The organism is Paraburkholderia caffeinilytica, from assembly GCF_051027425.1.
GTDB classification, from domain to species: domain Bacteria; phylum Pseudomonadota; class Gammaproteobacteria; order Burkholderiales; family Burkholderiaceae; genus Paraburkholderia; species Paraburkholderia caffeinilytica_A.
Genome location: NZ_CP186553.1, coordinates 3,445,723 through 3,459,692, shown reverse-complemented (window position 1 = coordinate 3,459,692; position 13,970 = coordinate 3,445,723). Strand labels below are relative to the sequence as shown.

Below are 13,970 nucleotides of genomic sequence, written 5' to 3'. Positions count from 1 at the left end.
TGGAGCGGAAAACGTGGGACGGCCCGACGTTTCCTGAAAGGACAAGAATATGAACCAGATGAACCCCGCCTTTGTGATGCCCGACGTGCAGAGCACGCCCGATACGCGTCAGATTCCGATTCAACGAGTCGGCGTCAAGGCAGTGCGTCATCCGTTGACGGTGCGCACGCAAGGCGGCGAAGTGCAGCCGACGGTCGGCACGTGGAATCTCGACGTGCATCTGCCCGCCGATCAGAAGGGCACGCACATGTCGCGCTTCGTCACGCTGCTTGAAGAGAACAAGGCGCCGCTCGAGGCCGCCACGCTCCGCACCATGCTCGCCGCGATGCTCGAAAAGCTCGAGGCCGAGGCGGGTCGCATCGAAGTGTCGTTCCCTTACTTCGTGAATAAGACCGCGCCGGTGTCGGGCGTGCAAAGTCTGCTCGACTACGAAGTGACATTGACGGGCGAGACCCGCAATGGCGCGACGCGTCTGTTCCTGAAGGTGCTGGTGCCGGTCACGAGCCTGTGCCCGTGTTCGAAGAAAATTTCGCAGTACGGCGCGCACAATCAGCGCTCGCACGTCACGATCAACGCCGAGCTGGCGGGCGATGTGGCGGTGGAAGAACTGGTGCGTATCGCCGAAGAAGAAGCTTCGTGCGAACTGTGGGGCTTGCTCAAGCGTCCGGACGAGAAGTTCGTCACCGAACGTGCTTATGAGAATCCGAAGTTTGTCGAGGACCTGGTGCGCGATGTCGCGCAACGTCTGAATGCGGACGAGCGCATTGTCGCTTATGTGCTTGAGGCCGAGAACTTCGAATCGATTCACAATCACAGCGCGTATGCCGTGATCGAGCGGGATAAGCGGGTGGCGTGATCACGTTTTAGCTTCCTGCTTGCCGCAAATAGAAAAAGCCGCTTTCGAAGCGGCTTTTTCTATGGAGTTGCCATCGCCATCGCCATCGCCATCGCCATCGCCATCGCCATCGCCATCGCCATCGCCATCGCCATCGCCATCGCCATCGCCATCGTCTTGCCCGGTATGCAACGGGCGCCGCGGACTCGCTGCGCGCTCAGCGTGCGAGTGAAGTCAGGTCCCAGCGTGGCTTCACCGTGAACGCGTAGTCTTTGCCCGATTGATCGGGCCAGCGCTGCAATCGCAATGCGCCGGCCAATGCGATCATCGCGCCGTTGTCCGTACACAGCGACAAATCCGGGTAGTGCACAAAGAAATTGCGCTTCTTCGCCGCGGCGGAAAGCGCCTCGCGCAGTTGCCGGTTCGCGCCCACGCCGCCTGCCACCACCAGTCGATTGAGCTTGGTGCGCTTGAGCGCGGCCAGCGATTTCGCTGCCAGCACGTCTACGGCAGCGTCGACGAAACTGCGCGCCAGATCCGCTTTCGCCTGCTCGCAGATATTCGCGCCGCCGAGCTTCTTGGCGTGTGTGAGGACAGCGGTCTTCAGCCCGCTGAAGCTGAAATCGAGGTCGCCGGAATGCAGCATGGGGCGCGGCAGGACCACGGCGCCGGGCGTGCCGAACTCGGCCATCCGCGACACTTCCGGGCCGCCCGGATAGCCGAGGCCCAGCAGCTTGGCGGTTTTGTCGAAGGCTTCGCCGGCAGCGTCGTCCAGCGTTTCGCCCAGTGTCTCGTAGACGCCCACGTCAGTCACGCGCATCAACTGCGTATGGCCGCCCGACACCAGCAGCGCGACGAACGGAAACGGCGGCGGCTCGTCCACCAGCAGCGGCGACAGCAGGTGACCTTCGAGATGGTGGATGCCGATGGTCGGCTTATCCCACGCCATGGCCAGCGAATTGGCGACGCTCGCGCCGACCAGCAGCGCGCCCGCGAGGCCGGGGCCTTGCGTATAGGCGATCGCGTCGATGTCGCTGCGTACCGCGCCGGCACGTTCCATCACTTCTTCGAGCAGCGGCAGCGCGCGCCGGATATGGTCGCGCGACGCCAACTCCGGCACCACGCCGCCATACTCCCGGTGCATCGCAATTTGCGAATGCAGCGCGTGCGCGAGCAGGCCGCGCTCTGTGTCGTAGAGCGCGAGACCGGTTTCATCGCAGGAGCTTTCGATGCCGAGAACGAGCATGATGGGTCGCTTGAACAGGCGCGTGAGTGAAGACACCCGGCGCCCAAAAGTGAAAAGGCAAGCCTGAGAGTATAGCAGCGCGGGCAGGGCGCCGCAGACGCGCAGGTACAATGCGGCCCCATGGAATCCTTTGATATCGCAGTGATCGGCGCGGGCGCGGCCGGCATGATGTGCGCGGCCGTGGCCGGGCAACTCGGCCGCCGCGTGGTGCTGATCGACCACTCGCAGCGCCTCGCGGAGAAAATCCGCATTTCCGGCGGCGGCCGGTGCAACTTCACGAATCTGTACGCCGGGCCGGCCAATTATCTGTCGGCCAACCCCCACTTTTGCCGCTCGGCGCTCGCGCGCTATACGCCGCGCGACTTCATGGCGCTGCTCAAGCGTCATCACGTGACGTGGCACGAGAAGCACAAGGGGCAGTTGTTCTGCGACCAGTCGAGCGACGCGGTCATCAATGTGCTGAAGAGCGAATGCGACGCGGGCCGGATTGCGTGGCGCACGCCGCTGGCGATCGAGCAGGTCCGCCATGATGCCGAAGGACGGTTCACGCTGGACACCCACTCGGGTCCGATCGTGGCTCGCGCGCTCGTGGTGGCGACCGGCGGGCTGTCGATCCCCAAGATCGGCGCCACCGATTTCGCCTACCGCCTGGCCAAGCAATTCGGCCACAAACTCATCGACACCCGCCCCGCGCTGGTTCCACTGACCTTTGCCCCGGCCGACTGGGAGCCGTTTGCGGCGCTTTCCGGCGTGTCGCTCGAGGTGCAACTGGCGACCGGCAACAAAAAGACCGGCGCCGAGTTCAACGAAGACCTGCTGCTTACGCACCGCGGGTTATCAGGCCCCGGAGTTCTGCAGATTTCGAGCTACTGGCAGCCCGGCGAGCCGGTCCACATCAATTTGCTGCCCGAGCAGGACGCCACGAACGCCTTGCTGGAGGCCAAAACCGGCACGAAGCGTCAGATCGCCAATCTGCTCTCGGAATGGGTGCCGCAACGGCTCGCCCATGTCTGGCTGGAAACCCACCAGATTCCAGCCGAAGCGCGCGTAGCCGACCTGCCGGACAAGACGCTGCGCCGCGTCGGCGAGGCCCTGTCGCGCTGGACGCTCACCCCAAACGGCACCGAAGGCTACCGCAAGGCCGAAGTCACGCGCGGCGGCATCGACACGCGCGACCTGTCGTCGGCGACGATGATGAGCGCCCGCACGCCGGGTTTGTACTTCATCGGCGAGGCGGTCGACGTGACCGGCTGGCTCGGCGGCTACAATTTCCAGTGGGCGTGGGCCTCCGGCGTGGCGGCCGGCCAGGCGGCCGCGGAGTACGTTCCAGGGGCTTGACGGCGCATTAGCTTTGTGAGAAAGCTCTGCTATACTCCTGAACCTTTACAAAGTTCCGTTATTGAAAAATGACGACCATCCTCGTAAAAGACAACGAGCCGTTTGAAGTTGCCATGCGGCGCTTCAAGCGCACGATGGAGAAAAACGGGTTGCTGACGGAGCTTCGCGCCCGCGAGTTTTACGAAAAGCCTACGGCTGAGCGCAAGCGCAAGAAGGCGGCTGCGGTTAAGCGTCATTTCAAGCGTCTGCGCAGCCAGATGCTGCCAAAGAAGTTCTACTGATTCTGGCGTTGCCGCGGTTCCCGTCGAACGGAGCGGCGACATCCAACGGTGACGGCACAGCAGGTGCCGTTGCGGAAAACACGGCCCTTCGGGCCAGCCGGCAGGGTCGCATCCATTACGCAAAATCGCGCTAACCCGCTTGAGGAAGCAGTCCCAAGCGGGCGTTTGTGTTGGATTCGGCGCCTTGACGCAGCGTATTGGCGCGGCGCACGGGTACCGTCAGCGGCCGGTTTCTAAATTTTCAACGCATTCAGGTGAGTGATGAGCCTCAAGGACCAGATCAACGACGACATGAAAGCTGCCATGCGGGCGCGCGAGACCGAGCGTCTTGGCACGATCCGCCTGCTGCTCGCCGCGGTCAAGCAACGTGAAGTCGACGAACGCGTCACCCTTGACGACGCGGCGATCACCGCCGTCATCGACAAGATGATCAAGCAGCGCAAAGACTCGATCAGCCAGTTCGAAGCCGCTGGCCGCACGGATCTCGCCGACAAGGAAAAGGCCGAACTGGCCATCCTGTCCGCCTATATGCCGGCGCAGATGTCCGAAGCGGAGATCGTTGCCGAAGTTCAGGCCGCGGTCGCGCAAACCGGCGCTGCCGGCCCGCAGGACATGGGCAAGGTGATGGGCGTGCTCAAGCCGAAGCTGGCCGGCCGCGCCGACATGACCGCTGTCTCGGCGCAAGTCAAAGCCGCGCTCGCGAAGTAATTCCTGTATTTCCGGTCTGCGCGCACCGTTGTTCGACGGCGTGCGCAGCCTTGAGCTTTTTAGGTAGCGTCATTCACTGTGATTCCACCGTCATTCCTGCAGGACCTGCTCAACCGCGTCGATATCGTCGACGTGGTCGGCCGGTATGTGCAGTTGAAAAAGGGCGGCGCGAACTTCATGGGGCTGTGCCCGTTTCACAACGAGAAGAGCCCTTCGTTTACGGTTAGTCCGACTAAGCAGTTCTATCACTGCTTCGGCTGCGGCGCGCACGGTACGGCGATCGGTTTTCTGATGGAGCACGTCGGTTCCACGTTTCCCGAGGCGGTCAACGAACTCGCGCAATCGGTCGGGTTGGCCGTGCCGAACGAGCCTTCGCCGGGCTATGGCGGCGGTGGCGGCTCCGGCGGGTATTCGCCGGGTGCGTCCAAGGCGGTCACCACGGCGCTGTCCGATGTCATGCAGACTGCCTGCGATTTCTACCGCAAACAGCTACGCGGCGCGCCGGTCGCGATCCAGTATCTGAAGAAGCGTGGCCTGACCGGCGAAATCGCCGCCCGTTTCGGGCTGGGCTATGCACCGGACGGCTGGCAGAACCTCGAGCCTGCATTCCCCAATTATCGGGACGATGCGCTGGTCGAATCAGGTCTTGTGATCGTCAGCGAAAAGTCGGATGCGCAAGGTCAAAACCGCCGATACGACCGCTTCCGCGAGCGGATCATGTTCCCGATCCGCAATGTGAAGGGGCAGGTGATCGGCTTCGGCGGGCGCGTGCTGGACAGCGGTGAGCCGAAGTATTTGAATTCGCCGGAAACGCCTCTATTTAACAAAGGCAGCGAGCTTTACGGGCTGTTTGAGGCCCGTCTGGCGATTCGTGAACAGCATTACGTGCTGGTGGTCGAAGGCTACATGGACGTGGTCGCGCTGGCCCAATTGGGGTTCCAGAACGCGGTAGCCACGCTCGGTACGGCCTGCACGCCGATTCATGTGCAGAAACTGATGCGCCAGACCGATACGGTCATCTTCAGCTTCGACGGCGATTCGGCGGGGCGCCGCGCCGCGCGCCGTGCGCTGGACGCCTGTCTGCCCCATGCGGCGGATAACCGGACTATCCGGTTCCTGTTTCTGCCGTCGGAGCACGATCCGGACAGCTACGTGCGCGAATTCGGCACGGAAGCGTTCGCCGAGCAGGTCGAGCGAGCCATGCCGCTGTCGCAGTTCATGCTGAATGAGGTGCTGACCGGTAAGGAACTGGACCAGCCGGAAGGCCGCGCCCGCGCACTGTTCGATGCAAAGCCGCTGCTGCAGCAACTGCCGGCCAATGCATTGCGCGCGCAGATCATGCATATGTTTGCCGATCGGCTCGATGTGCCGTTCGACGAAGTGGCCGCCTTATGCGAAGTCGACGCACGGATTGCCGCGGCCGCCCGATCGGCGCCAGCCCGCAAGGACCGGCGCAGTGTGACCGGGATCGAAGAAAAAACGCTGCGCAATCTGGTGATGTATCCGCGGACGGTGGCGGTGCTCGACGAGGAAGCCGAACAGGCGCTTCTGAGCGTCACACGGCATGGCGAACTGTTCGAAGAAGTGACGACGCATGCGCGTGCGCTGGGCGATTCGGCGGAGTTTCAGTTGCTGTCCGACCTATTGCGAAACGGCGCAAATGCCCCAACTTTCGAGGAAATCTTTCGCAAAATTCTAGACTATGATGAAAACGTCCGGGATTTGCTGCTGAAGGACCCGGAGGATGCGACCGTCATCGAGGAACGGCGCGAGCAGGAACGGATCGTCGGCGAGGAGCTGAAAGCGGCGATTCTGAAGATGCGATACGACGCTTACTGCGATCGCCTCGAGCAGCTTTCGCGGCAGTCCCGGCACACGCCGGAAGAGTTTGCGGAGCTGACGGGCCTGAATCAGAAGCGGGCCGAGATGAAGCGCCAGCTCGGGCTGTAAGCGGGATGGCAGAAAGCTGAGTGCTATAATAAAAGGTTTCTAGCGGTTTGTTTTTTCAATGGTTTTCCTAGCAAAGGCGAAAAGGCGATTGCGATGGCAAAGACACCAGGCGGAAAAAAAGCAACGGGCACAGGTTCGAACGAGCCGACCAGAAAGGTCACCGAGGCCAAGTTAGCTTCTTCCCCCAGAAAAACGTCTGCCGCGAGCGTCACACCTGCTGCCGGGAAGAAATCCTCGACCACTTCCGCTGCGCGAGCGGAACAGGTCAGGGCGGCGAAAGCTGTACCACCACCGGCCACAAAACGGCCGGGTGTCAGAAGCGCAAGGGAAGCGCCTGCCGCGCAGGACGATGCGGTAGAGCGTGAGACTCCAGTATCCACGGTTCAGCCGGCTGTTGTCCAACAGCCGCGAGTCGAGACTACAGCCGGTACGACGAACTCCATGACGAAAAAGCTGAACGAAACACCCGTCGACGACGACGCAACCCAAAGCGAAGAAACCCCTGCGGCCGTTCCCGGCAAGGTGGAAAAGGTCAAGGCTCGCGATCGTCGTGCAAAGGAAAAAGCGCTGCTGAAAGACGCGTTCGCGTCATCGCAGCCGGGCACCGTCGAGGAACTCGAAGAGCGCCGCGCCAAACTGCGCGCGTTGATCAAGCTCGGTAAGGAGCGCGGCTTCCTCACGTACGCGGAAATCAACGACCACCTCCCGGACAACTTCACCGAGACCGAGGCGATCGAAGGCATCATCAGCACGTTCAACGACATGGGCGTGGCCGTGTACGAGCAAGCGCCGGATGCCGAAACGCTGCTGCTGAACGACAACGCACCCGCCGCTTCGTCGGACGACGAAGTGGAAGAGGAAGCGGAAGTCGCGCTCTCCACTGTCGACTCCGAATTCGGCCGCACCACCGACCCGGTCCGCATGTATATGCGTGAAATGGGTACGGTCGAGCTGCTTACGCGCGAAGGCGAAATCGAAATCGCCAAGCGGATCGAAGACGGCCTCAAGCACATGGTGATGGCGATCTCCGCGTGCCCGACCACGATCGCCGACATTCTGGCGATGGCTGAGCGCGTCGCGAACGAGGAAATCCGTATCGACGAACTGGTCGACGGCCTGATCGACGCCAACGCGGAAGATGCGGACGGCTTCTCGGCGCAGGAAGCGGAAGCGATCGAAAGCGAAGACGAGGAAGCCGAGGAAGAGGAAACGGACGACGAGGAAGAAGACGACGGCGCGGCACAAGCCACGGCCAACGCAGCGCAGATGGAAGCGCTCAAGCGTGCGTCCCTCGAGAAGTTCGCCCTGATCAGCGAATGGTTCGACAAGATGCGTCGCGCGTTCGAGAAGGAAGGCTATAAGTCCAAGTCGTATCTGAAGGCGCAGGAAACGATCCAGAACGAGCTGATGACGATCCGCTTTACCGCGCGTACCGTCGAGCGTCTGTGCGACACGCTGCGTGCACAGGTGGACGAAGTGCGTCAGGTCGAGCGTCAGATCCTGCATACGGTGGTCGACAAGTGCGGCATGCCGCGTGCGGAATTCATCGCGCGTTTCCCGGGCAGCGAAACGGATCTCGAGTGGTCGGAAAAGATCGTCGCTGAAGGTCATGGGTATAGCGCAATCCTCACGCGTAATATTCCGGCCATTCAGGAACAGCAGCAACGCCTGCTCGATTTGCAGGCGCGTGTCGTGCTGCCGCTGAAGGATCTGAAGGAAACCAACCGTCAAATGGCGGCCGGCGAACTGAAGGCGCGTCAGGCCAAGCGCGAAATGACCGAGGCGAACTTGCGTCTCGTGATCTCGATCGCGAAGAAGTACACGAACCGTGGTCTGCAGTTCCTCGACCTGATTCAGGAAGGCAATATCGGCCTGATGAAGGCGGTGGACAAGTTCGAATATCGTCGTGGCTACAAGTTCTCCACGTATGCAACGTGGTGGATCCGTCAGGCCATTACACGTTCGATTGCTGACCAGGCGCGTACGATCCGGATTCCGGTTCACATGATCGAAACGATCAACAAGATGAATCGCATCTCGCGTCAGATCTTGCAGGAAACCGGTCTCGAGCCGGATCCGGCAACGCTGGCCGAGAAGATGGAAATGCCGGAAGACAAGATCCGCAAGATCATGAAGATCGCGAAGGAGCCGATCTCGATGGAAACGCCGATCGGTGACGACGACGATTCGCATCTGGGCGACTTCATCGAAGATACGAACACGGTTGCGCCGGCCGACGCTGCTTTGCACGCCAGCATGCGCGATGTCGTGAAGGACGTGCTCGACTCGTTGACGCCGCGCGAAGCGAAGGTGCTGCGCATGCGTTTCGGTATCGAGATGAGCACCGATCACACGCTCGAAGAAGTCGGTAAGCAGTTCGACGTAACGCGTGAACGGATCCGTCAGATCGAGGCGAAGGCACTGCGCAAGCTGCGTCATCCGAGCCGTTCGGACAAGCTGAAGTCGTTCCTCGAAGGGAATTGATCGAAGCTGGCGGTCGCGGGAAATGACGTAGCAGTTTGAAGGGGCCTTTTCTGGTTGTTTCGCTTAAGCGAAGCGGTTGCGAAGGCCCCTTTTTCGTGTAGTATGTCGGCCAATCAACGAATTGGCCCGGCCTTCATGACCGGGTCTTTTTCTTGGGCCGGACGCCGTGCTGGTTGCAGGCAGCGGACTCATAATCCGCCTCCGAAAGGACACCGTCGGTTCGACTCCGACCCGGCCCACCAAAGTTGTGAAAAAGGGTTCCGAGTTTTCGGAACCCTTTTTTGTTTTGTGGTGAGAATCCAATATCTGATGCGGCAATATGCCACTTCCACTGCACTATTAATCTGGTCGAGTTGAATTCGGCTCAGTTTGCTGGAAAGACGCTGGCCGCAGTCTCGGGCGGCTTGGAGGATGTTCTCAATCCATCTTCTTTGGCTCGATCGCGCGTATTAAGCGTTGCATTTCCTCTCCACGGCACTTTCGCGATTCGTTTCATTCGGCATCGCGGCAAAATTCTCACGATCTAATCGCCTTCTTCCGCCGTTCAGATGAATTTGAATTATGAGCGAGTAACGCGCGCTCCTGAAGTGCAGCGGACAGTGAGTGCCGGCTGTCGACGCTGCGTCGGTTTCGCGCGATGCGCCATCGAGGTGGCGACCAGGAAGTAGGGAAACTCCGTGTAAAAAAGCGCACGGCTGTGCCGTTAAATAAATACGGAAGGCGGTTCGATCTATGCCGTCCGCTTTCAGCACGGGTCTTTGTCACGCGGCGGTCGGCGCCGCAGCTCACCTCCGGGCAACGCCCGTGCTGAAGCTTCACTTTCTCCGTGGGACGGGCTCTGTAGAACAAGCGCTCTGCCGGCAATGCTCTAACAAGAATTCATAAACCGCCTGACGGCGGTTTTTTGTTGGCTGATTCATCAGGCCATGTTGTCTGCAACGGTGCGAAGCACGTCGACCGGGAGCGCGTGGCGGCGGTCAAGATCAAGAAGATAAGAGTTGGGGCCGGCATCGGGCTAAGCACTGCATCCAATCCTGTTCACCGTGTTCTCCGGATAAAGCCATGCGGCAATTCGTCGCCATTTTTAATTCATAGCTAATGCGGAGATTCGCTGAGCGAAGAGCCATTCGCGCCTCGCAAAATAGACGACTGCATTAAATCAATTAAGTTCCCACTTTTCTTAAATAAATTTACATCGCGTGGAATTGAACCTATTTCAATTGCCTGATTTCCGGGCAATCAGATGTATCTCAGTTTTCAAACGTTCCGACCCGATTACGTCATTCATATTAAATGCTGTTGCATACACACAACTTTAATATTGAGATGTTGCAAATAACTTTTGTCCAGCGTGGATGTGACGGAGTCGTGATTTCACGATAAATGTCTGAAAAACAAAGACTTAATGCCGATCACGATTTGATTGTTGCGGATTCTGAAAAATCCTGTTGTGTAAATTGCGGACGTCGCTACCAGGGTGTCCCCCTACACTCACGCTTCGTTTAAAGGGTGCCCAGCTGATCCGGAAACGGTTCGGCAAACGGGTGGCAGCGAATGATGGTTGCGCTGCTGAGGCAGGTCCCGCTCCCCGCGTAAATTTATCGAACTGGAGTCCCACGCATGAAAAAGAGTCTTATCGTTGTTGCGGTTGCCGCATCGTTCGCTTCCGTCGCTCACGCACAAAGCAGCGTGACCCTGTATGGTCTGCTCGACGCGGGCCTGACGTACACCAGCAATGTCAACCACAATGCAAAGTGGGCAGAAGGTAGCGGCGGCATCAACCAAAGCATGTTCGGTCTGCGTGGTTCGGAAGATCTGGGCGGCGGTCTGAAGGCAATCTTCACGTTGGAAAGCGGCTTCAACATCAACAACGGCAAGTTCGCTAACAACAATGGCATGTTCAACCGTCAAGCGTTCGTCGGTCTGTCGAGCGCGCAATTCGGTACGGTCACGCTGGGTCGTCAATATGACGCAGCACAAGACTACCTGGCACCGCTGACCGCAACGGGCAGCTGGGGCGGTACGTACTTCGCGCACCCGTTCAACAACGACAACCTGAGCACGAACGGCGGCCTGTCGGTCAACAACTCGATCAAGTACTCGAGCGCTAACTACGCTGGCTTTACGTTCGGCGGCACGTACGGCTTCTCGAACCAGGCTGGCGCATTCGCAAACAACCGCGAATACAGCGTTGGTGCTGCATACCAGTTCCAAGGCCTGCGTTTGGGCGCTGCTTACGCACAGCAGAACAACCCGGCTGCAAACGCCAGCGGTTCTTCGGATGGCGTACTGGCGAACACGTCCGGCGTCATGACCGGCAACTTCCGTCAACGTGAGTTCGGCGCAGCTGCTTCGTACTCGTTCGGCCCGGCTACTGTCGGTGCGGCATTCACGCAATCGCGTGTGGACAACCTCGTCGGCGCAGCTGTGGGCCAACGTCAAGGCCGTTCGAACAACTACGAAGTCAACGCCAAGTACAACCTGACGCCGGCTCTCGGCCTGGGCGTTGCTTACACGTTCACGGACGCACGTGGTTATGGCGTCAATGCTGACGGTAACGACATGAAGACCCGTTACCACCAGATCGGCGTGCAAGCCGACTACGCGCTGTCGCGTCGTACGGACGTCTACGCTCAAGCCGTGTACCAGCACGCAATGGGCGACGGCGGTGTCGCTTCGATTTACAGCGGCGACAATTCGCAACTGCCGTCGTCGTCGAAGAACCAGACGGCTGCTACGATCGGTCTGCGTCACCGCTTCTAAGCTTCAGCAGAAGCTAGTTGTAGTTGTTGAAAAAGGTGCCGTTCGCGGCACCTTTTTTTATGAGCGCGCGGATAGCAGACCGCCGCCTTCATCGCGCACTAATCCCTGTGTACGAAAACGTGCCGCGATTCCTGACAATTGCGCACACGAGCCTGACAATAATTGACTTTCGCGAAAGCGAGCTTGGGGTAGTCTGAAACGGTTAAGTTATAGACACTATTTTTCGCGGTGACGCTAGCACGTGTGCTGCAGCTGCGCGTTCCTACTGCATGAATACTCCCGCTTCAAACCCACTGGCTCGCTCGCCAGCCATTCAGGATCTCACCGACGAGCAATGGCATCGCATCGTGCCGCTTCTGCCCGAAATGAAAGACCACGGGCCTCGGCGCGGCCGCCCCAGCATCGACATCCGTTGCGTGGTGAACAGCGTGCTCTGGGTGCTGCACACGGGCAAACCGTGGCACGCGATGCCTGACCGGTATGCGCCTTATCAGACTGCGCATCGCTACTATCTGCGCTGGAAGAATTCGGGCGTGCTGGCCAATATCGCTTTTGCGCTGTTCGACACCGATGCCATGCTGGCGCGGCCTGTCACTCGCAGGAGCGGTCCGCGCACTGCATAGCAGGCTCAGTGTTGTTCGACCTTGAACACTGCAACCGCATTTCGCAGACGTTCGGTCTGCTCATCGAGTGAACCTGCCGCAGCCGCTGCCTGCTCGACTAACGCGGCATTGCGCTGCGTCACGTCGTCCATCTGGCGGATCGCCAGATTGACTTCGCCGATACCCGAGCTCTGCTCTTTCGAGGCCGCGGAGATCTCGTTCATGATTGCAGTCACGCGACGCACGGCGTCGACCACCTCGCCGATCGTGCTGCCGGCCGTGCCTGCCAGCACCGAGCCTTCGCCGACCTGCGTGACGGACTGATTGATCAGCACCTTGATCTCCTTGGCCGCCGTCGCGCTGCGCTGCGCGAGATTGCGCACCTCGCCCGCGACGACCGCGAAGCCACGACCCTCTTCACCGGCGCGCGCGGCTTCCACCGCGGCATTCAGCGCCAGGATATTGGTCTGGAACGCGATACCTTCGATCACGCTGATGATCTCGCCGATCTTGTGCGAACTATCGGTGATGCCAGCCATTTTCTCGACGACGTCGTTGACCACCTGGCCGCCGCGCGCGGCGATGTTCGATGCGTCCGCCGCGAGCTCCGACGCGGTCGCTGCGTTGTCGGCGTTCTGCGTGACGGTCTTGGTGAGCTCGTCCATGCTGGCGGCGGTTTGCTGCAACGAAGCCGCCTGTTCTTCGGTACGGCTCGACAGATCCAGGTTGCCCGCGGCAATCTCTTTCGAGGCGATCGTGATCGTCTCGGCGGATGTCTTGATCCGCGCGATGGTCGCGGCAAGTTGGTTGCGCATCTCGCGCAGCGAGAACAGCAGGCTTGAGTTGTCGCCATGACGCAAGTCGATGTGAGTGCCAAGATCGCCGCGAGCGATCTGCATTGCAATCGCCGCCGCTGTAGAGGGCTCACCACCGATTGAGCGCGATACGTTGCGCACCACGCGCGAGGCCACGAACGACACCAGCACGCCCAATAGCACCAGCATGCCGGCAGAACGCTCGAGGGTTGCGTAGAACTGCGCCTGGATGTCGTCCATATAGGCGCCGGCGATAAAGTCCCAGCCCCACGGGCCGAAGCGCTTCACATAGCCGATTTTTTCGCTCGGCGCCGTCTCGCCGGGTTTCGGCCACCAGTAGCGCAGATAGCCCGCGCCGGCCGCCGAGCCGCCTGCCTGTGCGATGTCGTGATACAGCGCGTTGCCCTTGGCGTCGCGGAAACTGCTCATGTCCTTGCCGTTCAGCTTCGGGCTGATCGGATGAGCCACCATGACCGAATCGCTGCGCACGATCGTCACGTAGCCCGACGCGCCGTAGCGTTGCGCATTGACGCGGGCAATGGCCTGTTGTTTGGCCTCGTCGACCGAAAGCTTGCCCGTGTCCGCCTGTTTCGCATAATCCGCGACGATCGATACCGCCATGTCGGTGACGTCGGCTAGATCCGCGCGCCGTGCGTCCATTTGGGCGTTTCTCGCATCGAATGCGTTCACAACGGTAACGATCAGGAGCGCTACCCAGCAGAGCAGTATCGGCACCCACAATTTCTGTTTTAGTGTCAGACGGTTCATTATCGGTTTCGACAATACGTTGAACTCGGAATAGGGAGGATCTGCAATCTACGTTGCATAGTCGGCATAACGGCTGTGGCTGCGGATTCTTTATTCGGGTATCCGAAATTCCGGCCTGGAACGCGAACGTCCGCTCTGAAGCGGTTGATGAAAAGCGGGGAACGTCGAGGAAAATCGAGG

At 60.1% G+C, this 13,970-nt stretch carries 11 protein-coding genes and 1 tRNA gene; 9 read left to right on the top strand and 3 right to left on the bottom strand.

Going from position 1 to position 13,970, the window contains the following annotated elements; all coding sequences use genetic code 11:
- Nucleotides 1–49: 49 nt before the first annotated feature.
- The gene (gene folE2, locus ACOSV0_RS35850) at nt 50–856 is read left to right on the top strand and encodes a GTP cyclohydrolase FolE2 (protein WP_434112696.1); all 807 of its coding nucleotides are present in this window, start codon (nt 50–52) and stop codon (nt 854–856) included.
- On the opposite strand, the gene ACOSV0_RS35845 is transcribed toward folE2, so the two are convergent.
- Complete coding sequence (locus tag ACOSV0_RS35845) at nt 857–1,027, bottom strand: hypothetical protein (protein WP_434112694.1); 171 nt, start codon at nt 1,025–1,027, stop codon at nt 857–859.
- A gap of 25 nt (nt 1,028–1,052) precedes the next feature.
- Nucleotides 1,053–2,081: a tRNA (adenosine(37)-N6)-threonylcarbamoyltransferase complex transferase subunit TsaD gene (gene tsaD / locus ACOSV0_RS35840; RefSeq protein ID WP_434112692.1), complete on the bottom strand. Its 1,029-nt coding sequence runs from the start codon at nt 2,079–2,081 to the stop codon at nt 1,053–1,055.
- Between the two features lie 120 nt (nt 2,082–2,201).
- Here tsaD and ACOSV0_RS35835 point away from each other — a divergent pair, with 120 nt between their 5' ends.
- The 8 genes from ACOSV0_RS35835 to ACOSV0_RS35800 all read left to right on the top strand — a co-directional run bounded on the left by ACOSV0_RS35835 (nt 2,202) and on the right by ACOSV0_RS35800 (nt 12,228).
- A complete protein-coding gene (locus ACOSV0_RS35835) occupies nt 2,202–3,419 on the top strand; it encodes an NAD(P)/FAD-dependent oxidoreductase (RefSeq protein WP_434112691.1) in 1,218 nt (405 codons plus the stop codon).
- Between the two features lie 68 nt (nt 3,420–3,487).
- Complete coding sequence (gene rpsU, locus ACOSV0_RS35830) at nt 3,488–3,700, top strand: 30S ribosomal protein S21 (RefSeq protein WP_120348843.1); 213 nt, start codon at nt 3,488–3,490, stop codon at nt 3,698–3,700.
- Nucleotides 3,701–3,961: 261 nt separating this feature from the next.
- A complete protein-coding gene (locus tag ACOSV0_RS35825) occupies nt 3,962–4,408 on the top strand; it encodes a GatB/YqeY domain-containing protein (RefSeq protein WP_028196181.1) in 447 nt (148 codons plus the stop codon).
- Between the two features lie 78 nt (nt 4,409–4,486).
- The gene (gene dnaG / locus ACOSV0_RS35820; protein WP_434112689.1) at nt 4,487–6,358 is read left to right on the top strand and encodes a DNA primase; all 1,872 of its coding nucleotides are present in this window, start codon (nt 4,487–4,489) and stop codon (nt 6,356–6,358) included.
- A gap of 93 nt (nt 6,359–6,451) precedes the next feature.
- On the top strand, nt 6,452–8,842 hold the full coding sequence (gene rpoD / locus ACOSV0_RS35815; protein ID WP_434112687.1) for an RNA polymerase sigma factor RpoD: 2,391 nt from the start codon (nt 6,452–6,454) through the stop codon (nt 8,840–8,842).
- A gap of 154 nt (nt 8,843–8,996) precedes the next feature.
- Nucleotides 8,997–9,084, top strand: a tRNA-Ile gene (locus ACOSV0_RS35810).
- A gap of 1,378 nt (nt 9,085–10,462) precedes the next feature.
- On the top strand, nt 10,463–11,605 hold the full coding sequence (locus tag ACOSV0_RS35805; protein WP_434112685.1) for a porin: 1,143 nt from the start codon (nt 10,463–10,465) through the stop codon (nt 11,603–11,605).
- A 269-nt stretch (nt 11,606–11,874) separates the two neighbouring features.
- Nucleotides 11,875–12,228 (top strand): transposase, encoded by a 354-nt coding sequence (locus ACOSV0_RS35800; protein ID WP_434112683.1) that lies wholly within the window; start codon nt 11,875–11,877, stop codon nt 12,226–12,228.
- 5 nt (nt 12,229–12,233) lie between these two features.
- Here ACOSV0_RS35800 and ACOSV0_RS35795 read toward each other — a convergent pair whose 3' ends face one another.
- Nucleotides 12,234–13,790 (bottom strand): methyl-accepting chemotaxis protein, encoded by a 1,557-nt coding sequence (locus tag ACOSV0_RS35795; protein ID WP_434112681.1) that lies wholly within the window; start codon nt 13,788–13,790, stop codon nt 12,234–12,236.
- Nucleotides 13,791–13,970: the final 180 nt, after the last annotated feature.

What these genes read in the sequence shown, in the direction of transcription:
- folE2 (WP_434112696.1), top strand. Translation starts at nt 50, where the DNA reads ATGAACCAGATGAACCCCGCCTTTGTGATGCCCGACGTGCAGAGCACG.
- tsaD (WP_434112692.1), bottom strand. Translation starts at nt 2,081, where the DNA reads ATGCTCGTTCTCGGCATCGAAAGCTCCTGCGATGAAACCGGTCTCGCG.
- ACOSV0_RS35835 (WP_434112691.1), top strand. Translation starts at nt 2,202, where the DNA reads ATGGAATCCTTTGATATCGCAGTGATCGGCGCGGGCGCGGCCGGCATG.
- rpsU (WP_120348843.1), top strand. Translation starts at nt 3,488, where the DNA reads ATGACGACCATCCTCGTAAAAGACAACGAGCCGTTTGAAGTTGCCATG.
- ACOSV0_RS35825 (WP_028196181.1), top strand. Translation starts at nt 3,962, where the DNA reads ATGAGCCTCAAGGACCAGATCAACGACGACATGAAAGCTGCCATGCGG.
- rpoD (WP_434112687.1), top strand. Translation starts at nt 6,452, where the DNA reads ATGGCAAAGACACCAGGCGGAAAAAAAGCAACGGGCACAGGTTCGAAC.
- ACOSV0_RS35805 (WP_434112685.1), top strand. Translation starts at nt 10,463, where the DNA reads ATGAAAAAGAGTCTTATCGTTGTTGCGGTTGCCGCATCGTTCGCTTCC.
- ACOSV0_RS35800 (WP_434112683.1), top strand. Translation starts at nt 11,875, where the DNA reads ATGAATACTCCCGCTTCAAACCCACTGGCTCGCTCGCCAGCCATTCAG.
- ACOSV0_RS35795 (WP_434112681.1), bottom strand. Translation starts at nt 13,790, where the DNA reads ATGAACCGTCTGACACTAAAACAGAAATTGTGGGTGCCGATACTGCTC.